Raw genomic sequence first — 24193 nt, 5'->3', positions numbered from 1 at the left:
TGCTATTGCGGCAGCGATGCGACCTCCTCGTCCCATTTTTTCAGCAGCCGCTTCCGCTCTTCGCTCGAGCCGTACTTCTTGAAGTCGTAGTCGATCAGCTTGATGGTGGAGAGGTCGGGCGCCTTGTCGGAGGTTTTTGCCGCCTTGTTCGACGGAACCTGGAACGACCCCGCCTTTTGCGCCATGGACTGGACGTCGGCCTCGAGCGCCCAGTCGTAGAATTTTTTCGCAGCCTCCAGGTTCCGCGCCCCCTTGATGATCGATTCCGAGCCGATCTCGTAGCCGGTTCCCTCGCAAGGGGTGACCGGAACGATCGGGAAACCTGCGACGACCTGCGACACGGCGTCGTGGATGAAGACGATGCCGATGGTGGTCTCGCCGAGACCGGCGGCCTTGATCGGCGCCGAACCCGACTTGGTGTACTGGTTGACGTTCTTGTGCAGGGCTTTCATGTATTCGAAACCCTTGTCCTCACCAAACAGCTGAACGATGGTCGCCAGCATATTGTATGCGGTCCCCGAGGAATTGGGGTTGGCGACCTGGATGTGCCCCTTGTATTCGGGCTTGATCAGATCGGCCCAGCATTTCGGTTCGGGCAGATTGTTCTTGGCCAGCAAATCCTTGTTGTAGCCGAAGCCCAGCGCACCCGAATAGATGCCGACCGTGCGGTAGCCGGACGTTTCCGCCTGCTTGATCGCCCAGGGCTGCAACTGGTTGAGCAGCGGCGATTTGTATTCCACTGTCAGGCCCTCCTCGGCTGCCTGCAGATGCGGATCGCCGGTGCCGCCCCACCAGATGTCTGCCTTTGGGTTGGCGGCCTCGGCGCGCAATTGCGCATAGATTTCGCCAGCGCTCTTGCGGGTCATATTGACGGTGATGCCGGTCTTCTCCTCGAACGCCCGCGCCGTCTGCTGGCACCAGACCTCGTCAACGCCGCAATACATGGTCAGGCTTTCGGCGGACGCCGATGACGACGCGGCCCACATACCGGCGGCGAGGATGCCGGCGCCGAGAATTGCCCTTTTTATCATGTTGAAATTCCTCCCTAAGTTATTTGCCGACTTATGAAACCCAGATACGCGGAAAATTCAAGTTGGAAGGGTACGGCCGCCTTTGCGCCTTTCGCCGACTTCCCGCTCGATATGTTCGACAGGTTGATGCGGATCAATCTTTGCAGTCACCTGGCCGATCGTCCAGCGCTGCTGAACATCCTCAGACGATGGCCCGGTCCCAGCCGCCATAATGCGCAGCGCTGCGCGTGCCGCGCGGCAGGCTGAGCCCGACCAGCAGCGCTCCGATCGCCAGATTGGCGAGGCTCGCGGCCGCGCCGCCGGCGAGGATGAACGGAGAGAGGGCAATCCAGGCTCCAAGCGCGATGTTCAGAAAGCGGACGGCGCGCGCCACTTCGGCCATCGCAGTAACGGCGATCATGATGATGAGGCAACCGGTGACATGATCGCTAAGGTAGAGCGGCGGACTTGTGCCGAAGACAAGCGGCGTGATCATCAGCAGGGCGCCGGCGAGCGTGCTGGCGACAAGGGTCCACGGGAAGTTCACACCGCCGGTGATGAAGTCCCGCGCCACTGCCGATAGCGACCGGTCGAGATCCGGCGTCGGCGTCTGGTCCTCCGAAAGCGCCGGGCCGCCGCACCAGAATGTGCGCCAGAACGGCTCTCCCGCCTGTTTCGCACGCCAAAGATACTGGCAGCTCGCCAGCACCTCGTCCACCGAATAGGGGATGAGCACGACCGTGACGGCGGCCTGGACGATGCAGAGCGTGCACAGCGCCCCGATGAGCGGTGGCTGGATGATGATGAAGCCGACGCTGACCACACCGAGCGGAACGACCAACAAACCGAACAAAAGCACTATCCACGGCATGGTGCGCCAGCGGCGGCGATCGCCGATCGCGCCCGCGAGGATATCCAGCGCATAGGCAAAGGCGCCCAGCCCGGCATCGGCGATCGGAAAACCCTTGGAGACCCAGGAGGTGACCACCGCCTCGCTGCCATTGCCGGCCGGCGTTTCGCCCGGGCCGAAGAACGGATCCCAAAGACTGTCGATGTGCCCTAGCTGATAGGCAGCGAGATAGCGCGAGACGAACAGGCCGACAAAGGCGAGGCCGATTATGGGAATGCGCTGGGTGAAGAGGGAGGGCGAATAGCTCCAGCCGAGCGGGCGGTCGTCATCGGCGGCAAGGGCACGCCGGCTGATACCCGGCGTCGGCGGGATCATCACCGCGAACGCGACGATCAGCATGCCGGCCAACGTGTCGGTCGCGTAGGCTCCGGCGCTGGTGGTCCAGAACAGCAGCGGCGCGAACATCACCCAAACCCCGATCGAGGCGGTGATCCATTGCAGCCCGTGCCAGCGCCGGCGCATGCCGACAAGCGCCAGCGACAGGATGGCGAGGCCGGATACAATCTCACTGATGCCGAGCCTGCCGTCGCGCGTCTCCGGCGAGGCGATCTCATGTCCGAGCGCCGGCGGAATCGGTGCTGAAGCGGGATCGAACAGGCCGAGCGTGAAGGGCGACGCCACGAGCCACAGCCCGATCGCAACGTTGGTCAGCGGCGCCCAGAGCGTTGCGGCCCGGTGGCGTTCGGTTTCCGCCTCGACCTCGTCGTCCGAGCGCTCGAGCGGGCGCTGCAGCCGTTCGGCGGCCTGGTCGAGCTCGGGCGCGGAAGCGGCGACCGCCGACGGTTCAAGCTTGTTCTTCTTGTACCAGTCGGTAGGATCCGCCTTCAGCCGCCGGATCATTTCCGGCAAGGTAGCGGTCAGGCTGTGTCGCGGGTTCCAGCCAAGCAGGCGCCTGGCGCGGGAGATGTCGATCTCGTAGTGATCGTCAGCGTTCTCGATCATCCATGGCTTGATGTCGGTCTCCTGGTCGAGAACCTTCTCCTGCATCCAGGCGCCGAGCTTCGTCACCTCTTTCGGCAGGGACAGGGTCCGCCAGGTCTCGCCGTGCAGGAGCTGCCCGATCTGCTTCTGCATCTCGTCGTAGGACGGCGTCTCTTCTTCGCCGATCAGCAGTACGGTCTCGTTGGGAAGCGCGCTGCGCCGGTCGACGGTGCGGACCACGGCGTCGACGAGATCGTCCAGATGCAGGTAGGGCTGGCCGGTGGTGATGTCGCCGGTGAAAAGATAGGCGGTCGGCATGCGCTCGAAAATGCGGGCGATCTGCTGGGCGATAAAGGCCGCGTGACAATTCTCGTCATAGACGCCCGCCAGTCGCAGGATCGCAACCTTGACGTGGCCGTGCTCTTTCAGGATCAGCGTCTCGGTCTCAGCCTTCGATCTCGGATAGGCCCAGGCCGGATCGATCGGCGATCGCTCGTCGATCCTGGCGCCCTTTGCCGGGCTCGGCGCATGCACCAGCAACGTGCTCGAAAACACGAACTGCTCCGTCTCGAGCCCTCTCAGCGCGTTCAGCAGCCGGCGCGTTCCCTCGACGGTCACCGCGCCGTATTTCGGATTATCCTCGCCGGTCGTGTCGTAATAAGCCGCGAGATGGATCACCGAGGCAACGCGGCCGCCGCTCCGCTCGCGCACCTCGGCCAGTGCCTTCGCCACGCTCGCGTCCGAGGTAAGGTCGATCTCGATCGTCTCGACGCCGGGCAAGGATCGTCTGGCAACATCAAGGCCGATGATGTCGTAGCGCTCCATCAAGCCGCGAGCGATGGCTTGGCCCAGAAACCCGCTGCTGCCTGTGATCAGGACGGTGGGACGGGTTTTGCCGGTCATGGCGAATCTCCTTGGCGATAGCCGGGTAGAAGAAGCCGAATGCTTCGGTCGCACACTCGGAACCATGTTCGTTGAGAACGGTTCCCGATGAGGTAGCACCACAGAATGGGTGCGCGCGGCGATCCGTCAGACCGACGGCCATTCGTGCCGGCGGATTGCGTTCGTGCACAAGTGCAGGACTCCCATTGGTCTACCGGCCGCGAAGGGAAGCGACCAGAATGTCGATCAGCAGCTTGCCGCAGCGACGATCCGGATCGCGGTCGGGATCATAGATCGTCACCTCCATCCCAATCACGCGTGGATCGTTGCACCATGTGCGAAGGGCTTCGACAGCTTCGTCGGGCAAGACACCGCCGGCCTCCGGCGAATCGACAGCCGACATGATCTCGCTGTCCAGCACGTCGACATCGAAGTGAACGAATACACCCTCGACGTCCTGCCCTGCGACCGCGTCAAGCGCTATGCGTGCCGCATCGGCGAAGCCGCGCCGCCGCACTTCAGCCAAATCCATCCGGTGAACATCGGTGTCGAAGACGGCCTTGGACGTGTAAGTCGCGGGGTCCTGCACATCGCGATAGCCAAACGCGACTACGTCGGCCTCACGGACCAAAGGAGTGTGCTCGCCGAAATCGGTCAGGAGCGTCGGGCCATGGCCGGTCACGAAGGCCAAATCCATGCCCGCGGCTCCCTTTGACGGCGAGGTATCCGGCAATTTGAAATCGGTGTGCCCATCGAAGAAGATAAGGCCGTAGCGGCCACGACGCCGTAGCGCGAGCGCAGGGCCAAGCAACACACTGCAATCGCCGCCGAGCATGAGCAGGAACCCTCCCGAGTTCAGCTCCTCGTCGACCGCTTCGGCAAGCGTCTTGGAATACTGGCGCAGGGCCTGGGCATTGCGCACGCCCGTCGCAGGATCCACCTCAGGCCGATAAAGCGGAGCCCGAACCGAGCGCAACGGACCGGCGCCCAAACGGTCGGCGAGACCAAGCGATTGAAGTGCCTCCGGCGCCTTCCACACGCCGGGCTCCGGCTCACCCTCCTGCGGCATCAGCCCAAGATTAGAGGGCGCGCCGAGCAAAGCGATATGTCTCGTCTGCGTGGTGGCTCGCGGCATTGTCGTGCTGGCAGTTGAGGTCATGATCAGAGTTCCCCGCGTTATGGGCGATACGCATCATGCTCAAGAAGCAGGCTGCGCTTTCCTGACCGGTCTCCCGCTGCCCTTGCCGCCGAGTATCTCCGGTCGGTGTCACGCGTCGGGCAGCATTGCGAGCGACGAGTATTGCTCGTTCAGCGCCACCGTGTCGTCAGCGGTGATTTCGAAGTCGATGTTGTCCCGCGGATGCAGGCTCTGGTTCGCCTTGGGCAGCGGCGTTGTCCCGCGCTGCCGGGGCAGAGCTCGATACCGGTCGTTTGGGCCATATCGGATTTCCAGGAGGCGAACTGCCGTCTTTGAACTATGCGTGGTGCGCGCGCGTTCTGGCGGCCTTCTGCGCCGCCGCCTTCCTTCCGCTGGCGCCTTTCGTCTCGGCGGCCTTCTTGGCGGCGGCCGAGCGCTCCTCAGCCGTCCGGCGCGAGGCCGCACGCTTCGCCTGCTGCGCCAGCGCCGCGTGCGACGCCGTGCTCTTCGGCTCGTGCTCGAGCACCTTGGAGACGGCTTTCGAGACCCGCGGGCGGCGTTTCGGCGTGCGTTCACCCTGGCCGGCCTCATAGGCGTATTCGGCGCTTTTGCGCGTGCTCTCCTTCACCTTGCCCTTTTTGGGCGGGGGCAGGTCTACGCCTGCGCGTCTTGCCTCGGAAAGCCCGATGGCGATGGCCTGCTGGGTCGAGCGCGCGCCGTGCTCGCCGCGGCGGATTTTATCGATCTCCTCGTGCACGAACTCGCCGGCCTGTGTGCTCGGCGATTTGCCCTCGCGCTTGTCCTTTCGGGCCTTCTCGATGGTTTTCTTGTCCGGCATTGTCTTTCTCCCACATGCGGGTTGCGACAGCCATTCGGGTTGCAGCTGCGCGCGGTCTTATGAGGATCATAACGCGTTGAGGACGCAAATGATCCCGGCACTGATGATCCAAGCCCCAGCTGTCAGGACGTCGACGCCGATCTGTCCGAAATCAGATGGCGCAAGAACCATCGGCTCGCCAGACCCGCGACTTCGTCCAGGGCGCCGGGCTCCTCGAACAGGTGCGTCGCGCCAGGGACGATGGCGAGCTCCTTCTCGCAGTGGAGCGCCGCCAGCGCCGAGCGGTTGAGCGCGATCACCTGCTTGTCCGCGCCTCCGACGACGAGCAAGGTCGCCGCCCGGACGCGCGGCAGGGCGAGCGCTGCAAGATCGGGCCGGCCACCACGCGAAACTACGGCCGCGGCCTGGTCGGGCCGCTCGGCCGCCGCCACCAGGGCGGCACCGGCGCCCGTGCTCGCGCCGAAATAGCCAAGACGCAACCCCGACGTGTCCGGCGAGGCGCCGAGCCAATCCGTGACGCCGACCAGCCGGTCGGCGAGCAGTCCGATATTGAAGCGCAACTCGGCCGTGACCTGGTCGATCCGCTCCTCTTCGGCCGTCAACAGGTCGATGAGGAAGGTGGCGAGGTTCGCCTCGTTCAGCCTTTCGGCCACGTGGCGGTTGCGCGGGCTGTGGCGGCTGCTTCCGCTGCCGTGGGCGAAGAGCACAAGGCCGCGAGCATCCGGGGGCAACGAAAGATTGCCCTCAAGCGTGACAAGCCCCGCGGGAACATGCACGACGTGCTCGCTATCCCGGTCCATATCCACCTCCGCTATGTCGATCTGGTGCCAGGCGCCGGACCCGCGCTCGCGCGCCCAGCCAATTCCTCTTCGCAAGCGGCAGGCTTGTGGGAAGCCGCAGGCTTGGGCACGGACCTGGCGAGGAGCGCGCGGACCTCTTCATCGCTCGTCTGCGAGAAATCCACGTACCAGCGCCCGACACCCAGCAATGGCTCTGGTGTCGTCGCGCAAACGACCTCGTCGGCGTCCGCCCGCATCGCGTCGCAAGTGTCGGGGCTACCGACGGGAACGGCCGCGACAATATGGGCGGCGTGGTTTTTTCGCAGCGCCTTGATCCCGGCCCGCATGGTCGATCCGGTCGCAAGCCCGTCATCCACGAGGATAATGGTTCGTCCATTCAACTGCGGTGGGGGTCGCCCGTCCCTATAGAGGTGCTCGCGGCGCAGAAGCTCTTTTTCCTCCTTTGCAGCGACCGCGTCGATGACATGTGGCGGGATCGCGAGACCGTTGACGATTTCGTCGTTCAGGACACGTACACCTGAGGGCGCGATCGCCCCCATGGCCAGTTCCTCGTGACCGGGGACGCCGAGCTTGCGCACGACGAAGACGTCGAGCGGTGCCTTGAGTGCCTGCGCGACCTCGTAGCCGACCGGCACGCCGCCTCGGGGCAGCGCCAATACGATCACATCGTCGCGGCCGGCAAAGCGAACGAGTTCCCCGGCGAGTTGCCGCCCGGCCTCGCGGCGATCTGAAAAGATGATAGCCATGACCTTCAATCCGCGTGCATCTGTTTTCCCGGTGGATGTTTTTTTCACCAGCCTGCGGCCACATTCCGTGGGATGGCTGCGGCACCGGTACCATTTTGGAACTCGCTCGCTGCCTGGACGTTCCAAGAATAGTTTCGATCGCGAGGTGCCGGCACCGGCACGCGCCTCAGCGCGGATCGGGAAGATCGGAAGATAGTGATCCGTACATGCCTCGTCCGGCCAGCTGGCAATCTAGCGATGCGTGGCAACAGGCCCGTCTGGCGACTTGTTGCCTCAGCAATCAGGGAAAGGAATATCCCATGCAAGTTCAGGAGATCATGAGCCGTCGGACCGAACTGGTCGGCCCGAACACGACAATCAGGGATGCCGCCCGGAAAATGCGGGCCGACAATCTCGGCGCCCTTCCGGTCGGCGAGAATGACAGGCTGGTCGGCATGGTGACGGACCGCGACATCGTGATGCGCGGCGTCGCCGAGGAGCGCTCAGCCGGCAACACGACCGTTCGCGAGGTCATGTCCGAGCATGTCTATTGGTGCTTCGACGACGCCGAAATCACCGATGCGGCGAAGATCATGGCCAAGCATCAGGTGCGTCGCCTTCCGGTGATCAACCACGACAAGCGCCTCGTCGGCGTCATTGCCCTGGCCGACCTCGGGCGGACCGATGAGGAAGCCGCCAAGATCGCACTCGAAGGCGTTTCCGAGCCGACGGACGATCCCCGGCGCTAGACGCTCGCCTGGGCGGCTGCCGCCGTGCTCGCCGTTCTTCTCCATCTGGGCTGAACGCCGCCTGCTCAGGCAGCCTTCAGTTTGGCAACTATCGCGCTTTCACTTCTATGCGGCGTGTCTTGTCCTTTGCAGCGGGGTTCTTCGGAAGCTCGACAGCCAAAACGCCGTTCCTGAAAGTGGCCTGCACCTTGTCGGCATCGATCTCCGCTTCCAGGGGGATGGTCCGCTGAAACCGGCCATAACTGCGTTCGCTGTAGGTGCGGCCGCCGTCGCCTTCCTTGTGCTCCGAACGCTTCTCGCCCGTAATAAAGAGGGTGTTTTCGCGCAGCTTGAGCTCAACGTCCTTCTGCTCGAGCCCCGGCAATTCGGCGGTGACCTTATAGGCTTGGTCTGTTTCATGTACGTCGACGCTCGGCCAAAGATCGCCGGCCGTAGTCGCTTCGGCCATCGGCGCGAAGAAGTCGTCGAACAGGCGGTCAATCTGCCGGTGGAATGACGTGAGCGGGTCGCGCGCGGATGGGTAGAGGCTGCGCGATGGCGTCCGGGGCGAAAAATCGTGATGTGCCATGGTTCTTCTCCTGTTTTTTGTGTCTGCATCACTCGTCGCCATGTGATCGGCGACGGCAAACAAAACTCGTCCACCCATGAGGATGTTCCGGGTGCCGGCCAAGAAAGGTAGTCGAAAAACAGCGGCAAAAAAGCCGGCCCGAATTCCCTCATGACGGGACCTCCGACAATAAATGCGCATCAGGACATGCGCATCGGGGAACAACGGGCAGGTACGGCTGTTTGGTCACATCACCTAGTCGGATTTGAACGAAAGGAGGATTTCGATGAATGCCACCGGACTCGACGTATTCGACAAGACACTGCAGACCACAAACATCTGGCTCGACGAGATCATGGACGAGATTGGACCGGATCGGCAGGTCGCCTGGCACGTTCTCGGAGCGGTGCTGCACGCCCTGCGCGACCGTATGCAGCCGGATCTTGCAGCCCACCTCGGCTCGCAGCTGCCGATCCTGGTGCGCGGTGCCTTCTATGACCAATATCAGCCTTCCAAAGCTCCCGAGAAGATGCGGTCGCTCGACGAGTTTCTGGCCAAGATCAAGGCGGAGCTGGAATTTACCCGTCCGGTCGATTCCAAGGATGCATTCAGGGTCGTGTCCAAGGTGCTCGCCCATCACGTCGGAGAAGGACAGATGCACAAGGTCTGGGAATCCCTGCCAGGCGAGATAAGACGCGTCGCCGAAGCTCAGCAAGCGGCGTGAACGGCGCAGGCGCGGGCTTCTCGGTCGCAACCTCCTTGGGGAAATAGCAATGCCACTCACCCTTATCAGCCCGGCGTTCCGGGCAGGCGGAAGACTTCCCGAAAAATATGCGCGTGACGGCCAGAACGTCTCGCCGCCGCTGAAGTGGTCCGGTGTCCCGGATGGTACCAAGAGCCTTGTTCTTGTCGTGCGGGATCCCGATGCACCAAGCGGGATTTTCGGGCACTGGGCGGTGTTCAACATCCCGCCGGATGCCGGCGGACTCGCCGAGGCCGAAGACGGCAAGCCCGGCCCGTCGGCACTCAGGCAAGGCACCAACGATTTCGGCAATGCCTACTACGATGGTCCGCAGCCGCCTGCAGGGCACGGCGTCCATCATTACCACTTCCTGCTGGCCGCGCTCGATGTGCCGAGCCTCAGCGTACCAGGACAGGCGGGCGTGCATCAGGTCTGGAGGCAAGCCCAGAAACACGCATTGGAGGAGACGGAGTTGGTCGGAACCTACGAACGGCCGGCGTGACGCGGGCCGTGTCGGTCGCCGCCTTCACAATGTAATCTGGGCAAGCGGTTTTCGGGCAGGGCCGTGGATGACCGAACCGTCGGCGGCGAAGATCGAGCCGTGGCAGGGACAATCCCAGGTGTGGTCCGCATTGTTCCAGGTTACGGTGCAGCCCTTGTGGGTGCAAATCGCCGAAACCGCCTGGAGTGCGCCTTCGGTGTCTCTCCACGCCGCAATCTTTTCGTCTCCCCTGACGATCACGCCACCCATGCCAGGCGCAATGTCGTGGGTGCTCGAGACGATCGATTGACTGCGGCCGTTCTTGTGGAAGTCCTCGGGATAGGGCCGCGCCGGATCGTAGAGTTTTTGCCAAGGGCTCGGGCGGCCACAGATCAGGTCGGCGATCATCGTGCCCACGGCCGTCCCGTTGGTGATGCCCCAGGCGTTGAAACCCGTGGCAATGTGGAAGCCGGCGGCCTTGGCGGGATCGGGTTCGCCGGCATATGGGATCCTGTCGGCCGTATCAGAATCCTCGTTGCACCAGCGCCAGGCGACATCGCCGACCGGAAGGTTCTTTCTTGCCCATTTTTCCAGTTCGACAAACCGCCTCGCCACGTCGCCGTCCCAGCCGGTGTTGAACTTGGGGCCGAGCGCGACCAGCAGTGGACCTTCGGCATCACGGCCTGTGCGAATGGAATGCGTCGGGTCGTCGATGCCGATGAACATGCCGTCGACAGGGAGGGGATCATCGATCCGAAAGGCCATGGCGGTGTGGCAGCGCGGTTGCGTCCGGTTCGCTATGCCGACGGGGCTCTTCACCGTCATGTTGGTGGCGACGACGACGTGCCCGGCATCAACGGCGCCGCCATCTGTGACGACGCGCCAGCGGCTTGCCTCGTCGATCGAGGTGGCGCGGCTGTTTTCGAAGATCCCACCGCCACGGGCCGTCACCGCTTCCGCCAGGCCAACCAGATACCTCGCCGGATTGAACTGCGCCTGGTCGGGGAACCGTAATGCCGCGGCCGTTTCGAAAGGCAGCGGTACGCGTTCGAGGACCTCGGCCTCCAGCCCGACCTGGCGCGCTGCCTTCGCCTCGGCCGCGACCTCCGCGCGCCGGCTTTCATCGCAGGTGTAGCTATAGGCGTCCTTGCTCTCGAGATCGCAGGCGATAGCGTAGTTGTTAACCCAATCCCGGATTTGATGGGCGCCGGCGGAATTCGCATCGGCATAGGTCCGCGCCAGGTCCCGGCCTACGCTGTCAATGAGATGACGATAGATCAGCGCATGCTGCGTGGTGATCTTGGCCGTCGAGCGGCCGGTCACCTGGCCACCTGTCCGCAAGCCTTCCAAGACGATCACCGACCGGCCCGTCTCGCAAAGGCGAAGCGCCGTCGTCAGCCCGACGATTCCAGCCCCCACGACAACGGCGTCCGCACGGACCAAACCTTCGAGCTGGGGATAGTTCGTGGAGGTGGCCGTCGCCACCCAACAGCTCCCCGGTTTTCCCAAGAGAGTGGCCATTTCAACCGCGTTCCTTGCTTTTGCTTTTCGATGCACTTTCATCGACAACCGCGCCGGCTGAGGAACGTTCCCCAGGTTCGTCGCTTTCAATCGTTCTCTCGCCACCCCGGGTCAGAAAAGCACCGGGAAGGTGCGAGGTGCAGGCCATCACCCAGGTGATCGCCTCGCGGTCGTATTCGTCGCCGGAGCGCCAGTCCTCGAAGAAGGCGTTCAGCCTATCGACACGCCCCGGCCAGATACCGGCGGCCTGCAGGCCGAGCGAAACGCCGTAATTGGTGAAGGCGAACTTGGTATCGCGCAGCCATGGCGCGCGGCTGAAATAACCGGGCGGGTCGACCCACATCGTTTCCAGGGTTCGCAGCGAACGCCTCGTCTGGGCCTCGGCCCACGGCTCGTCGGGAAAGAAATGGGCGAGCCACAGCATCATGCCGAGGCCGAGGTCCTGGTCGATGTCGAGGCTGCGCCAATCGCGCTCCATCAGGTCACGCATCTGCGCGATCTCGGGCGCCAGTTCCTCGTCGTCGAGCATTCGGTAAGAGACGTAGCCGTCATAGGCATCCATGCTGCCGAGGCCGTAGCCGGGGTAAGGACCGCTCAAATCCTCCTGCATCTTCCAGATCACGCCGCGGCCGGGGACCACAAACGCCGGGTGAATGTCCCGCGCCAGCGTAATGCCGCGCTTGCGGTATTCCGGCTTCAGATCGCCGAGACGCGCCAGGGCGAACAGCCACATCGCCAGATAGTGGAAATACTGGCCGTCGCGATCGGCCGCTTCGCCGATCCTCAGTCCGCGCCGGCGGCCGAGCACACGCTCGACATCGGCCACCAGCCGCTCGGCTTCGCCCAGCCAGCGCTCTTCGCCAGTTTCCGCATAAAGCGAGACGTAGAGCACGACCCCGAATGCATCGGTCCACAGATATCGCAAGCCGTTGGGCCAGATGCCTTCGCCGCGCATCCAGTCGAGTTTTTGCAGGACATAGTCGACGTCACGCAGCATCGTCACGCAGCATCGCGCCAAGCCCCGAACTGGCAGAGCCGGCCCGTGTTCGGTGTCCCGCGATTGTGAGCATGCAGAATTTCGAGCATGTCTCTCCTCGTCCGGTTGATCTATCGCGAAACGATCTGATCGGCGGCGGGTTCCTTGGCCATCTCGGCAAGGACAGATGGCGCGGCATTCCCGGGGCGGCGTAGGCGAGATAACCAAGACTGGTCGAGTGCGATACACCCGCACTCGCAGCCAGGATTGTTTCAAGAAGCGATCTCATGACGACGCGCAAAGGAAGGCAAAAAGGTGACGCCGTTCAAGCGAAAAGCTATCAAATTCGACTGATCCTCGGTGTCGGCAAGCCGCAAATGTGGTCAATTGCCTCCGTACATGACCTTCGGGAGCCAGACGACGATTGAGGGGAACACGATGCACAGTCCCACTCCGATCGCCTGCAGGCACAAGAAGGGGACTGCGGATCGAAAGATCGTCGCCATCGAGATCTCCGGCGGCGCAACGCTCTTCAGATAGAACAGCGAATAGCCGAAAGGCGGGCTAAGGAACGCCATCTGCATGTTGACCATGAAAATGACACCATACCACAGTGGCACGTCTTCAGGAGCCACACCGGCTAGCCCAAACGTGCCGCCGAATTCGAGTGTCTTTAGGATGGGCAGAAATATCGGTACGGTGAGAAGGAGAATGCCCACCCAGTCCAGAAACATGCCCAGGACGAACAGAATGATCATCATCAGAACAAGAACGCCGTAAGGCGCCAAGCCTGTTCCGAGTATCGATTCGGCTACGAAGTTCTGCCCACCTTTCAGGATGAAGAAACCGACGAACATGGTGGCGCCGAAGAATATCCACATGACCATCGCCGTGGCCTTGAGCGTCGCGACACAGGCCTCCCGGATCGTGTCCCAGGTCAGGCGCCGATGTGCGGCGCAGACGATGAAAGCCCCGAACGTACCGATGCCGGCGGCTTCGACCGGCGTGGCAATGCCCATGAAGATGACCCCGAGCACAAGCAGGATCAGCAGTATCGGCATGAACGTCCGGCGCAAAAGCTTGAGTTTTTGGGCGAAGTCAATGCGCTCGTTCGGCGGCAACGCCGGGCCGAGTTTGGGGTCGATGTAACAGCGCGCCGTCACGTAGGCGACATACATCCCGGACAGCAGCAGCCCGGGAAATACCGACCCGATCAAAAGCTCGCCCAGCGACTGCTGCGCCACGACGGCATAGACGATCGCCATGACGGAAGGGGGTATGAGAATGCCAAGGGTCCCGCCAGCAAGAAGCGAGCCGCAGGCAAGCTTGGCGTCGTAGTTGCGGCGCAGCATGGCCGGGAGCGCGATCATGCCCATCGTCACTTCCGTCGCCCCGACGACACCGACCATCGCGGCCAGCAGAGTGCAGGAGATCACCGTGGCCGATGCGAGCCCGCCTTTGAGTCCGCCCAGCCATTTGTAGACGACATCGAACAGCTCCTCGATGATGCCCGCCTTCTCGAGAATCGCGGCCATGAAGATGAAAAGCGGCACCGCCGAGAGCTGATAATCCGTCATGAACGGGAAGACCCGAGACGGCAGCATGTTCAGCATGGCCGAATTGCCGAACAGAAAGAGGAAAAGCACGGCAAGGCTGCCGGTGCAAAAGGCCATCGGTAATCCGAGCAGCAAAAGTACGCCCAGACCCCCGAACATCAATATGCTGAGCCACAGGATCGGAAGCTCGAGGCCCATCGCTCAGCCGATCCTTCCAAATGCAGTGGCGATGTCTCGCATCAGCCGGGATAGGCCCTGAAGCAACAGGAGCGCTGCCCCGATGGGGATCGCGAGCTTTACCGGCCAGTATTGGATGCCCCATTCGGTGAATGAGCGTTCGCCAACCGCCGTGGCATCGCTCGCAAATCGCCATCCTGTGACCAGCATGGTGCCGGTGAACAAGAAGAAGAAGGCCGAGGTGATGATGTCGCAGACAGCACGACCGCGTTCGGAGAGATGGCTGTAGACGATGTCTACCCTGACATGCGTTTCGTCACGGTAGGCATAGGCGCCTGCCAGCATGTACTGGATGCCGAACATAAGAAACATGCTTTCATGTACCCAGTTGGTCGGTGAGTTGAAAACAAAACGGGCCACCACTTCGTAGTAGTACGCCACCACTGCGAGAACCGACCAATACGCGACGAACTCGCCCGTCACGCGTACCAGCCAGTCGACCGGCTGGAACAACGCGAGCGGTTGCTTGACGGGCGTGGCTGGCACATCGACTACGAGCGGATGGTCGGCCGCGGCGCGCGCGATCTCACGGGTGCGGGTGCGCCGCACAAGACCGGGTATTAGAAGGGCGTCGCCTGCGAGAGCGAGACCAAGCAGGAGTCCGGCAATTCGGCCAATGCTGTTGGCGCGCTCGAGCCCATGGGCGGCGGCGCTCAGATTATCGCGCGCCACCGTGGCGTCTGCCTCAGCTTTCGCCAGGCGATCGGCAGCGCCTTCTTTGCTGGCTGCTACATCTGCCTTGGCACGCGGCAACAGCCTTTCGGCGTGTTCGCTCAGGGATCGCGCGAGCGACACTGCCTCACGTCCGTCGCGTACCTGGGCGCTCGTCCAAAGCACTGCAATGAACAGCGGGATAAAAATGAATCCCCACCTGCTCTTCAGATAAAACCGGTGCATGCCGAGGAAGCCTGCAGTGACCAGGAACAGGTAAGCAAGAAAGAGATTTGGACGGCCGGCATCGCGCTGTGCCCGCTCGCGATGGACAAGGAAGACCGCAACGAGCGGGAAAAGCACGAGGCTTGACCAGTATAGCCAGTGCGGCAGCACAAATGTGAGTGAGGGCATCGGCGACTGCCTCTTGCAGGAGAGTGCGCCCGCCCGGACAGGACGGGCGCGGAGAGCCTCAGAGGTCGATCGACAATCCCTGATACATGTCCGGCGTCACGTAACCGACGGTCGGGTTCTCCATCACCTCAAGCTGCAGTTTGAAGATGCGCGCCGCGTCCTTATCCTTGTTGGCCCACTCGAACCAGATTGGCACCGCGATTTCCTGGAACTTCTGGAGGTCCTCCGGTCCAAGCCGATTGATTTCAATGCCGGCATCCAGGAATTTCTGCCAGGCCTCCATGTCGGCCTTCTGGATGGCCCCGAAATGGACATTGGAATAGACTTGGATTTCGTCTTCCACGAACTTCTTGAGGTTGTCCGGGAGTTGGTTCCAGACATTCATGTTGACGGCAAAGTCCATCAGGTCGACGGGCTGGTATACGGACATCAGACCGGCTGGGCCCATGGAAATGTACTTGGTCACCTGCTGGAACCCGAGCGCCCAGTTTACCGCCGGCCCAGTGTAGTCGGCTGCATCGATCGTGCCTTTCTCCAGCGCGGAGAACACCTCGCCGCCCGGCAGCAGCGTCGTCTTGGCGCCGGCTTTTGCGAATGTCTCGGCGATCATGCCGCCAGGCACGCGCAGCTTCAGGTCTCTGAAATCCTCGATCGAGCGGATCGGTGTCTTTGAGTGGATGATGTTCGGGCCGTGATGAATGCGGTTGACGTAGTAAAGACCTTGTTTCGCATAAAGGTCGCGCGCGGCCTGCAGACCACCTTTCGAATAGAAAAAGATGTCCCATTCGTGCGGATAGCGTAGCCCCATCGTGTAAGAGGAGAGGAACGCCGCAGCGGGAAGCTTACCGGCCCAGTAAAGTGAAAACGAGTTCATCGCTTCCAGAACGCCGTTCTTCACCCCGTCGAGGAGTTCGAAGTCACCAACGATGTCCTTTGCCTTGAACGGCTGAAATTCGAGTTGGCCTCCAGTCTTTTCCTTGATGGTCCCACACCAGCTCTGGAAAGTTTCAAGTCCGACGCCAGCCGGCCACGAGGTTTGAATTTTCCAGATGATTGTGTCAGCGGCTCCTGCCCTTCGAACCCAGGGAGCGGTAACCGCCGTCGCCGTCAGCCCGGCGACAAGTCCGCTCGACTTCAGAAAGCTTCGCCTTGATTTGGAATGCGATTCTCCGTCCATTGTCTTCCTCCCTGTTCGGCAAACGATAGGCCCACCGCCGGTCTCAAAAACTGAAAACCAATGACACATCCTTTTTGAGGGATCAGAGCATGCCAGCGCCACGAACGACAGAGAAAGAAACGGCGCAGCATGCAAATAACATAGCGCGACGCAAGCATTTTCAACCACTGCGCGCCCGACCCGTAATATGCTCGTGCGGTTTCAATAAATCCACGGTTTTAGTGGGTTATCGGCTAGTCAACGCGGCGTTCCTTCGGCTTATACGAAGCTCGGTGCGGCTTCCGTCCCTGCTTCTCAAGCCGAAACATTGGCCGGGTGACTGCACTCCATGGTCCTGGTCTGCGTCCGCTGCCTGGTTCGAGTGATGCGCATCGGTAGGGCTCTCTACCCCGAGCAATCGCGTGACTGGCTATTCCCAGCAGAGAGCGAACGCGGTCACGTCATCGAGCACAAGGAGAAACGCAGCGATCTGTCGAAATGGGGGAATGACCTGCGGCAGACTTTCCGGACAATCGCCCAGGCTGCAGGCGTTGCGGAGTTGGACGTCCATCTTCTGATGAACCACTCGATCCCGGGGGTTAACGCAGGCTACATCACGCGCAACAAGCTGCTGAAGCGATCACCTGCGACAGCAACAGGAAGCAATCTCACGTTGGATGCTCGAAGCTGGGCGGTCGCGAGGGAATCAAACGAGGCTTCGCGCCTGGCCCGTCCTTCCCAGCAGGCGCCTACTTTCTGAGCTGATGAGCGGCAAGGATTAGCGGCATCAAACGTGTTCGGGGGGTCGAGTCGGTAGAGCGCTACCGCCTTTCCCCACACTCGTCGAGCTGCCAATTCAAGCTGCGTTGCTGCCGGTGAGCAGAGTCCGCTTGCCGGCGCGCCATATGAAGCACTATAGCAAGGAAAATCGTAAGCGGTGTTTCCGCGCGCCAAAACAAGATCGCCAGAAACGGGCTGTATGGGTCCGGTGACAAGTGTGCGCATGTGAAATGCCGCGACCCGGCGGGTAGAGAATTCACGTTTAGCTCTCTTCTAGTCCCGCGAATTCTGGAATAAGACATTATATTCGCCCAAATTATACTTTAACTTGAGCTCCAAATTCTTTTTGCCCGTCCCTTTATCCACGAAGGGCGCGACCCATAGCGGCGTAGACAGGAGCGCTGAGATACTCCCATGCTGACCTCGCTCCAGTTTCGATCATGACTTGCGTGCCCATCCCAGCTTGCAATGCTACAGGCGCTGCTTTCAAAGACTCCGGTCTCGGAACAATTCGAACTGAATAGAAAGTTTGACCGGTCCGAGGATCAATCAGTTGGTCAGCTGAAAGAGTGCGAATGTCGCCGCTCATCGCTTGCTGGTAACGTCTGCTCACAGCGCTCAGCCAAACCATCGCGTAACCGCCGTCCCCTCCTCAGCTTGTCGCAGGATGAAGGCGATCTGCACCTCCGAAAACTTCAACTCAGTGGAAAATTCCAGCTCAGAATGGTCAGAAATCCGGGATGCAGGTCACTGCCGAACAGGTAGTCCAACCGCGGGATGCGAGAGCGCTTCAAACTCTGCCTTCGTTAGGTCTTGCTCGGTCTGAAACCACCGCGCCATGAGGACTCCGAGATCTTCGGGGATCCGCAACGCCTTTGCTTGGTCCCGCCCCAACTGCGCCAGGAATGCGCACCATTGATCGTATTCGGTTTTGCCGGTGTCGCTCTTCCACTCAACATAGGCATGCTGGGCCAGAGTCTTAATTTCGTCGGTGGGGATCGGTTCGATGCCGTAACGGTATGCGCCTTGCAGGACCTGGTAGCCGAATACAAGCAGAGCGCCGGCCCAGTCCAGCGCACTCCGTCTCAAACGCCGGTTGATGCTGACAGAGAATCCCTCGGTTTCAACCTCATGCCACCAATCGACCGGCATATACAAAACGTCACCTGCATTCAGTACGGCAATCTCTCCATGCAGTTGATTCAACAACGGGAACTGGTCAAAATCGGGATTATTCAAATCCACAAGCGCCCGCCTGGGCTTGTCGGCCGTCTTTTCATGCTGCGGATAGATGAAACTATAATCCCAAGGGGGGAACATTTTTACGGCTTTTGTCCCGTGTAGCTGCACCAGGAATGCGTACCAATGATCATAATGCGCCTTGGCGGTAACCCCTTCGGAAGCAACATAGGGAGACGAGCCAACGAACTCCAGGTCGCTTGGCCAAGGCAATGCCTCCAGAAGACTGCTCGGGACTTTCCCACCAAACATGTAGTAGCGCTCGTTTGCATCGATCAGTGGTTGCCATTCCCCCTGGCCTAGGATCCGCTCGAACAACTCACGGAAGGTCATTTCGTGTGTCATCCCGCTCTTGCGTAAGACATAGGATGCAGTGGAAACCGTGGTCTCGTCCCCTGGAACCACCGTAACCTGCCCGGTATGCCGCGCCCATTTGGGGTCATCCAATCCCCAACCGTCGGAGGCTGCAACCCAGCCTCGAACAACAAACGGCCGATTTTGTCGGATTGCCGTGGAGATTTGCTTGCTGTCAATCTCCTCGATCGGTTTCATGTTAAGCTTTGGCGTTTCGCGAGCTGATTCAGCGAGTTTGGCGTTGCTGGCCATGGTTTCCACCCTTATTGAGATGACCTTAATCAAAGAAATGAAATACAAATTGCGTTTCAGTTGGATGATATGTGGCTGTCGGGAGCAATGTCGTCGTGCATTCGAATGGCAGCGATCCAGACACTTGGTGTTCAATGGCCGTGCTGATCGACGAAAGCCGTCAACTGGCAGCGGGATACGCCGATGGCCTGGCAGAGCTTGGCGCTGTTTCCATTCCTCACCGTGCGCGAGAATGTCGAGTTCGGCCTGCGCATGCGCGGCGTCGACAGGGCCGAGCGGCGGCGACGCGTCGACTGGTGGCCGCGAATCTGGGAGAAGACATAATACTCGATACTCGCCCCAATTATACTTGAACGGGAGCGTAAAAGTCTTTGTCTATTGCTCGTTCTCTTTATTCACGAAGAGCACGTCCCATAGCGGCATAGACCGGCGCGCTGAGATACTCCCATGCTGACCTCGCTCCAGTTTCGATCATGACCTGTGTGCCCATTCCAGCTTGCAATGCTCCAGGCTTCAAAGACTCCGGCCTCAGAACAATTCGGACTGAATAAAAAGCCTGACCGGTCCGAGGGTCAATTAGCCGGTCAGCTGAAAGAGTGCGAACGTCACCGCTCATCGGTTGCTGGTAACGTCTGTTCACAGCGCTAAGCCACACCGTCGCGTGCAGCCCCACTTTCACCTGATCGACGTCGAGGGGGTCAACGTTTGCCACAACAACGAAGCTATCCTCCTGAGGGACGATGTCCATCAGCGGCTCTCCCGCCGTTACGACCCCTCCGTTCGTGTGGACCTTAAGTCCCACTATGGTGCCTCCGATAGGAGCACGTATCTCGGTACGCGTCGCCACGTCATCAGCAGCGGCCATTCGCTGCTCGTATTCGTATATTTTGGCGCGGGTTTCTCCTAGTGTCTCGACGATATCGGCCGTCGTCGAGGCGCTAAGTTCGGCAATCTTGAATTTCGTCTCCTCCATCTTTTGCTGGGTCGCGCCGATCGACGCTACATACCCGCTTAGGGCACCTCCCACGTCCGCCTTTTCTCTTTCCAAATCTACAAGGCGCGTCCTGACTACCAACTTCCTTTCGTACAGGCTGCGCACATCACCTAATTGCTCCTCGATCAGCTCGAGCTTCCGGGTAGCCGCTACCACTTGCCCTTCAAAACCCTCTATCTCCTTCGCCATGCTTCCGGTTGCTTGCTGCAGCAGGGAGAGCTGCTCTCTGAAGAGGTTTTGACGTGTCCGAAAGACACTCTCCTGCCCGGAAACAGCATCCGCTGCCAATTTGCCGGACGCTTTCAATTCAGGCGGAATTTCGATCGAGTCCTTTCCATCTCTTTCCGCGACCAAGCGCGCTTCCGTAGCCTTCGCCTCGTACCACTGCGCCTTGATTTCATTTGCAGCAGCCGCCGAAGCGGTGTTTTGCAATCGTATCAACACCTGGCCTGGCGACACGCGATCTCCTTCTTGAGCCAATATCTCTGATATGATGCCGCCTTCGAGGTGCTGAACTGTCTTTACGTTTGACGCGACATTCACCACCCCGGTGGCCAAGACCGCACCCTGGATAGGTGCCGCGACAAGCCACATGCCGGTCAGGGTCGAGAAGGCAGCGACAATCGCGAAACCAGAGATCACTAAACGCCTACCAAACGGCGGCGGATCTTCGGCTCGCTGGGTACCGGGGTGTTTGGTGCCAAGGGCGAGCGAAGCTATCACTTAACGCTCCGCAATTCAGTTTTCCCGAAAGCAACGGGACGAACGGAACCTCCGGTGAGCTCGGGCGATCGACTTCCTAGGATCAGCGACCTATCAACTAATCCGGCAAGACGGTTGGTCTGTCCGGATATGGTGACAATTACCGAGCTTCCCGCATCCTTCATAAGCCTAACCGCCGACTCGAGGGTCTTCTTCGAGGCAGCGTCCAAATTGGCGAATGGCTCGTCCAAGACAATAAGTCTCGGCGCGCGAAAGAGCGCGCGGGCAAGGGCTACTCGCTTCCGTTCACTCCCGGACAGGCCGACCGAGTCGTTAAGCAAAGTGTCATAACCCTGGCCCAGACGAATGATAACTTCGTGTATTCCGGCTATTTTTGCTGCGGAAACCACGTCATCGATAGAACTTTGTTGAAAACGTGCAATATTTTCCGCGACGGTTCCCTCAAAAAGTTCAACATGCTGAGGTAAATAGCCGATGCCTCCAACTCTAACATTATCCGGAAGCCTGGTTATGTCCATGTCTCCCAAGCGGATCTGACCGGTGCGGGGCTTGAGCAAACCAATGAGAAGACGAGAAAGCGTCGTCTTGCCGGTGGCTGCACGTCCTATGACCAGCAGCAATTCCCCAGGAGCCAGAGAAAGCGACAGTTTCCTAAATACGTCTGCTCGCGATCCAGCATGCCTGAATGTAACTTGATCGAGAACTAACGAGCCTTGCGGCGTTCCAGGAAGCAGAGACGGCTCTACGTCCAACGGTTTGGCAAGCTCCGCCTTGATCTGAGAGTATCCCTCCCGCGCTTCCCTGAGGCTTCTGAGCTCCCGAACTGCCTTTTCCACCATTCTGTAAGCAAATCTGGCAATGAGCCGGGCTGCAAATACGCCTCCGAGGGACGCCGAATCGTTCAGGAACAGCCAGATGCCCGATGCCAATAGAACTATGTAAACGCAACGGTTCAGCGCCCGGATCGCTGCATCAAGGCTCGATCCTCTGGCATTAAGCCGCTCCCGCTGCAAAAAGCCATCTACTCTGTTCCTACCCCAGCGACCGGCGATCGCGTCGGCCATTGCGAAGGCGCCGACTACGTCTTTGTGCCTTTCCGCTGAAATCAATATCTCTTTCGCCTGCTTGGCAGCTTCACGTTCAGCTTGGCGGGGCTCTTGTGTGATCTTTTCTTTGAGCAGGCTCATACCTGTCAGCAAAGCCATGCCTGCCAACGCGATCAGGCCGAGAACAGGATGGATCAAGTATACACATAACAGGAAAACGGGAGCCCAGACCACGTCCAGCCAAGCAGCTAGCCCTCGCTCAACAAAGCTGGAGACTTTCTCGATGCTGGTCAGAAGCGGCGGATTGGGGACGCCTGCCGTCAATCCGGCTTTCACGGACTGGCTGGTCAAGTGGTGCTCGATCCAAACGCTCCAGCGGGAAAGCATACGACGACGAATGGCTTCCAGCACGACGCCGGTTACCAGAGCGAGCAAGGCGGCCAAGGTCAGAATAACGAGGGTTTCCACGCTGCGGCTGGAAATGACCCGGTCGAATATTTGTATAAAATAAAGCGGCCCAGCAAATCGGAGCGCATTGATACAGACACCAAAACCCACAACCGCAGCAAGGCCAGGTATCGACCTTCGCCACATTTCGCTGAGGGGGGCGCTGTACCGCCGCCTACCTCGTGTTCTCAGCAAGGACACCGTCTTTCACGCCCGTCCAAGCGGGGCATGCTGGTCGGGGTCCTCGTTGAAAATTCCCGAGAAATTCATGATCATCCCATCCAAATCGTCATGAGGGCTCAAAGCAGGTCCCGCAAGAACATTTGGCTGAAGCCGATTTGCTGCCCAAAGGCGTTCATCGTGATCAACTGCCTCGAACATCGACCAAGCTCCGCTCACGAGGTTGTACATTTGGGTGGCGGACAGGGGAGGGCACCCGAGGGCTTGGACCAGGCTGCCCAGAGATGACTTGAGGGCTCCACGGGTTTTTGCCAGCACTGCCGCTTCTATCAACTCAGCGGGCGCCTGGATCGACATAAACGCGGGGTTCGAGCTTTGCGACAGCAACTCGGGTAAGGTGACCGAGACGCTCCCAAAGGGACTGGGCCATGTCGCCCTGCTGTCACTGGCAGGCCTTCCCGGACCAGGTGTTTCTCCCAACTCTGCCTGAATCAGTTCGTGCGCAAGCTTCCCCAAAAAATCAATTCGCAGCTGGGAAGAGTAGGCTCGACCTTGGTCGAGTGCCGTCATTGGATTTGGGGAATCAGCAATACGCCGTAGATATGGATTATTGCCCTGTCCGTTAGCCAGTTTTTCAGAAGCGCGAGCCTTTAGAACGGGGCTGAGTGCCCCATCCTGGAGCTCCCATGGGGAATAGACATGCAGGCCAGTGGCTTCTTCAGCCTCCCTCACACCGAGCGGCGATCGGCCGATCCTGCCACTAATTGCAAGTACCTTGTGGCCAGCAGCGCGGAGGGTATCAACTCCATACTTTGCTCCCATCGCGTCATAGGAAGCGAAAATCGCGCCAAGAGCCATGCTCCGAAAAGATTCAGCCAGAATTAGCTCGGAAGTTTCCTTCTGCTGCAGCCCATCGGCAATCTCAATAACAGCGACGTCACATCCATTTTCAGCGGCATGGTTCAGTAGGCGGAAAGCACCCTTCTCAATCAACTCTACCGGGGCTAAATACGTCGTTGCAAATCCGGCATCTGTGAAATCAAGAACGATGTCGGCTCCGGCATCCCGCACAATCCAGGTGTCGCCACCCGAGCCAGTTCCTGTAATTTTCAGTGCCGCGACCTTCAGTCCCGCCTTTTTGAACCCTCGGACCAATGACGTTGCCGTCAATGTCTTGCCGGCGTTCATTGACGTCCCAAGCGACAGAACAATCGGCAGAGAAGGGGGTAAATCGTCTGAGCTGACCTTGTAATCCCACACGTTTAGCCGGCGGCCGAACTTGTCGCCAATCAGGCCGAGCGGGGTGATCTTGGTTGGCGCCAGCATGCGAGCATGCCTGGAAAGCTCACATGCCGCGATGCCGCCCCCCGCTACCAAGTCGCACGGCCCCAGATCGGGGCCTATTACCGCCTCGAACTGGTCAGGAGCGTACCTGTTTCCATAACAGAGGATTATCTCATCTCCGCGAAACATGATCGCCTTTCGCCCGCAGATGAGCTCCAGTCTGCTGTGATTGCCGAGTTCATCAACGCGCGCCAAAACAAGATCGCCAGCGACGGGCTGTATAGGTCCGGTAACGAGTGTGCGCATGTGAGATGCGGCGACCCGGCGGGTGGCGAATGCTCGTTTAGCTCTCTTCAGGCGCCCGCGCTTAATTCTTGAAACGGACATGAACCCCCCAACTTACATTTGGATGGCATTTAGAAGTCTTTTCTGTTCTATGTATAAGATTAAGCCCTTTTCTATACTCCTCTCCGTTTGCAATCGATTATCCAATAACCAATATGATTGGATAAATATGATTAGATAAATAGCATTAGATGCCCAAAATACATACCCAAGCTGACGACTTTTAACGGCTATTAACACTATAATGTCTGGATCTCTGCCATTCGAATGCATGACGACATCTCCCCGCGAGGCC

The 24193-nt window shown here is 60.1% G+C and carries 23 protein-coding genes; 6 read left to right on the top strand and 17 right to left on the bottom strand.

The genetic code is table 11. The annotated features are described in order from the left end of the window. Positions 1-2 precede the first annotated feature (2 nt). The 6 genes from NKJ28_RS03625 to NKJ28_RS03600 all read right to left on the bottom strand — a co-directional run bounded on the left by NKJ28_RS03625 (position 3) and on the right by NKJ28_RS03600 (position 7293). Positions 3-1031, bottom strand: a complete 1029-nt coding sequence (locus NKJ28_RS03625) for an ABC transporter substrate-binding protein (protein WP_352570620.1) — start codon at positions 1029-1031, stop codon at positions 3-5. A 181-nt stretch (positions 1032-1212) separates the two neighbouring features. After that, positions 1213-3744 (bottom strand): NAD-dependent epimerase/dehydratase family protein, encoded by a 2532-nt coding sequence (locus NKJ28_RS03620; protein ID WP_352570618.1) that lies wholly within the window; start codon positions 3742-3744, stop codon positions 1213-1215. Positions 3745-3934: 190 nt separating this feature from the next. Next, on the bottom strand, positions 3935-4822 hold the full coding sequence (locus NKJ28_RS03615; protein WP_352570617.1) for an arginase family protein: 888 nt from the start codon (positions 4820-4822) through the stop codon (positions 3935-3937). Positions 4823-5198: 376 nt separating this feature from the next. Next, entirely contained in the window at positions 5199-5699 is a 501-nt protein-coding gene (locus tag NKJ28_RS03610; protein WP_352480832.1) for a DUF6496 domain-containing protein, read from the bottom strand. 122 nt (positions 5700-5821) lie between these two features. Continuing rightward, a complete protein-coding gene (locus tag NKJ28_RS03605) occupies positions 5822-6499 on the bottom strand; it encodes a dienelactone hydrolase family protein (protein ID WP_352570616.1) in 678 nt (225 codons plus the stop codon). Positions 6500-6510: 11 nt separating this feature from the next. Beyond that, positions 6511-7293, bottom strand: a complete 783-nt coding sequence (locus tag NKJ28_RS03600) for a phosphoribosyltransferase (protein ID WP_352634091.1) — start codon at positions 7291-7293, stop codon at positions 6511-6513. A gap of 251 nt (positions 7294-7544) precedes the next feature. Here NKJ28_RS03600 and NKJ28_RS03595 point away from each other — a divergent pair, with 251 nt between their 5' ends. Further along, complete coding sequence (locus tag NKJ28_RS03595) at positions 7545-7973, top strand: CBS domain-containing protein (protein ID WP_502898219.1); 429 nt, start codon at positions 7545-7547, stop codon at positions 7971-7973. 88 nt (positions 7974-8061) lie between these two features. Here the strand turns inward: NKJ28_RS03595 and NKJ28_RS03590 are convergent, their stop codons facing one another. Continuing rightward, positions 8062-8541, bottom strand: coding sequence for an Hsp20/alpha crystallin family protein (locus tag NKJ28_RS03590; RefSeq protein ID WP_352634087.1), 480 nt, complete (start codon positions 8539-8541; stop codon positions 8062-8064). A gap of 265 nt (positions 8542-8806) precedes the next feature. Here NKJ28_RS03590 and NKJ28_RS03585 point away from each other — a divergent pair, with 265 nt between their 5' ends. Together NKJ28_RS03585 and NKJ28_RS03580 are read left to right on the top strand one after the other, a co-directional pair. After that, entirely contained in the window at positions 8807-9244 is a 438-nt protein-coding gene (locus NKJ28_RS03585; protein ID WP_023677864.1) for a DUF2267 domain-containing protein, read from the top strand. Positions 9245-9293: 49 nt separating this feature from the next. Continuing rightward, positions 9294-9764 (top strand): YbhB/YbcL family Raf kinase inhibitor-like protein, encoded by a 471-nt coding sequence (locus NKJ28_RS03580; RefSeq protein ID WP_352634085.1) that lies wholly within the window; start codon positions 9294-9296, stop codon positions 9762-9764. Positions 9765-9788: 24 nt separating this feature from the next. Here the strand turns inward: NKJ28_RS03580 and NKJ28_RS03575 are convergent, their stop codons facing one another. Together NKJ28_RS03575 and NKJ28_RS03570 are read right to left on the bottom strand one after the other, a co-directional pair. Beyond that, positions 9789-11264, bottom strand: coding sequence for an FAD-dependent oxidoreductase (locus NKJ28_RS03575; protein WP_352634083.1), 1476 nt, complete (start codon positions 11262-11264; stop codon positions 9789-9791). A gap of 1 nt (position 11265) precedes the next feature. Further along, positions 11266-12261: a hypothetical protein gene (locus NKJ28_RS03570; protein ID WP_352634328.1), complete on the bottom strand. Its 996-nt coding sequence runs from the start codon at positions 12259-12261 to the stop codon at positions 11266-11268. Between the two features lie 71 nt (positions 12262-12332). On the opposite strand from NKJ28_RS03570, the gene NKJ28_RS03565 reads away from it, so the two are divergent. Beyond that, entirely contained in the window at positions 12333-12455 is a 123-nt protein-coding gene (locus NKJ28_RS03565; RefSeq protein ID WP_352570610.1) for a hypothetical protein, read from the top strand. A gap of 168 nt (positions 12456-12623) precedes the next feature. Here NKJ28_RS03565 and NKJ28_RS03560 read toward each other — a convergent pair whose 3' ends face one another. The 3 genes from NKJ28_RS03560 to dctP are packed head-to-tail and all read right to left on the bottom strand — an operon-like array spanning position 12624 to position 16443. After that, on the bottom strand, positions 12624-13994 hold the full coding sequence (locus NKJ28_RS03560) for a TRAP transporter large permease (protein ID WP_023677869.1): 1371 nt from the start codon (positions 13992-13994) through the stop codon (positions 12624-12626). Positions 13995-13997: 3 nt separating this feature from the next. Beyond that, positions 13998-15098 (bottom strand): TRAP transporter small permease subunit, encoded by a 1101-nt coding sequence (locus tag NKJ28_RS03555; protein WP_031212033.1) that lies wholly within the window; start codon positions 15096-15098, stop codon positions 13998-14000. Positions 15099-15156: 58 nt separating this feature from the next. Continuing rightward, on the bottom strand, positions 15157-16443 hold the full coding sequence (gene dctP, locus NKJ28_RS03550; protein WP_352634080.1) for a TRAP transporter substrate-binding protein DctP: 1287 nt from the start codon (positions 16441-16443) through the stop codon (positions 15157-15159). A 196-nt stretch (positions 16444-16639) separates the two neighbouring features. Between dctP and NKJ28_RS03545 the strand changes: the two genes are divergently transcribed. Continuing rightward, complete coding sequence (locus NKJ28_RS03545) at positions 16640-17014, top strand: site-specific integrase (protein ID WP_352589771.1); 375 nt, start codon at positions 16640-16642, stop codon at positions 17012-17014. 378 nt (positions 17015-17392) lie between these two features. Here the strand turns inward: NKJ28_RS03545 and NKJ28_RS32975 are convergent, their stop codons facing one another. After that, positions 17393-17665, bottom strand: a complete 273-nt coding sequence (locus tag NKJ28_RS32975) for a beta-barrel domain-containing protein (protein WP_502898218.1) — start codon at positions 17663-17665, stop codon at positions 17393-17395. A 116-nt stretch (positions 17666-17781) separates the two neighbouring features. After that, entirely contained in the window at positions 17782-18879 is a 1098-nt protein-coding gene (locus NKJ28_RS03540) for a cupin-like domain-containing protein (protein ID WP_352570606.1), read from the bottom strand. 183 nt (positions 18880-19062) lie between these two features. On the opposite strand from NKJ28_RS03540, the gene NKJ28_RS03535 reads away from it, so the two are divergent. After that, complete coding sequence (locus tag NKJ28_RS03535) at positions 19063-19203, top strand: hypothetical protein (RefSeq protein WP_352589768.1); 141 nt, start codon at positions 19063-19065, stop codon at positions 19201-19203. 67 nt (positions 19204-19270) lie between these two features. Here NKJ28_RS03535 and NKJ28_RS03530 read toward each other — a convergent pair whose 3' ends face one another. Genes NKJ28_RS03530 through NKJ28_RS03520 form a run of 3 tightly spaced genes read right to left on the bottom strand, consistent with a single transcriptional unit; the run spans position 19271 to position 23940 of the window. Continuing rightward, a complete protein-coding gene (locus tag NKJ28_RS03530; protein ID WP_352618839.1) occupies positions 19271-20596 on the bottom strand; it encodes an HlyD family type I secretion periplasmic adaptor subunit in 1326 nt (441 codons plus the stop codon). Continuing rightward, on the bottom strand, positions 20593-22236 hold the full coding sequence (locus NKJ28_RS03525; RefSeq protein ID WP_352634326.1) for an ATP-binding cassette domain-containing protein: 1644 nt from the start codon (positions 22234-22236) through the stop codon (positions 20593-20595). The genes NKJ28_RS03530 and NKJ28_RS03525 overlap by 4 nt, the downstream gene beginning before the upstream one ends. A gap of 60 nt (positions 22237-22296) precedes the next feature. Continuing rightward, positions 22297-23940, bottom strand: coding sequence for a hypothetical protein (locus NKJ28_RS03520; protein ID WP_352634077.1), 1644 nt, complete (start codon positions 23938-23940; stop codon positions 22297-22299). Positions 23941-24193: the final 253 nt, after the last annotated feature.

The organism is Mesorhizobium sp. M0145 (assembly GCF_040322355.1).
GTDB lineage: Bacteria > Pseudomonadota > Alphaproteobacteria > Rhizobiales > Rhizobiaceae > Mesorhizobium.
The sequence above is the reverse complement of the archived record's forward strand: the minus strand, read 5'-3'. Positions and strand labels throughout refer to the sequence as shown.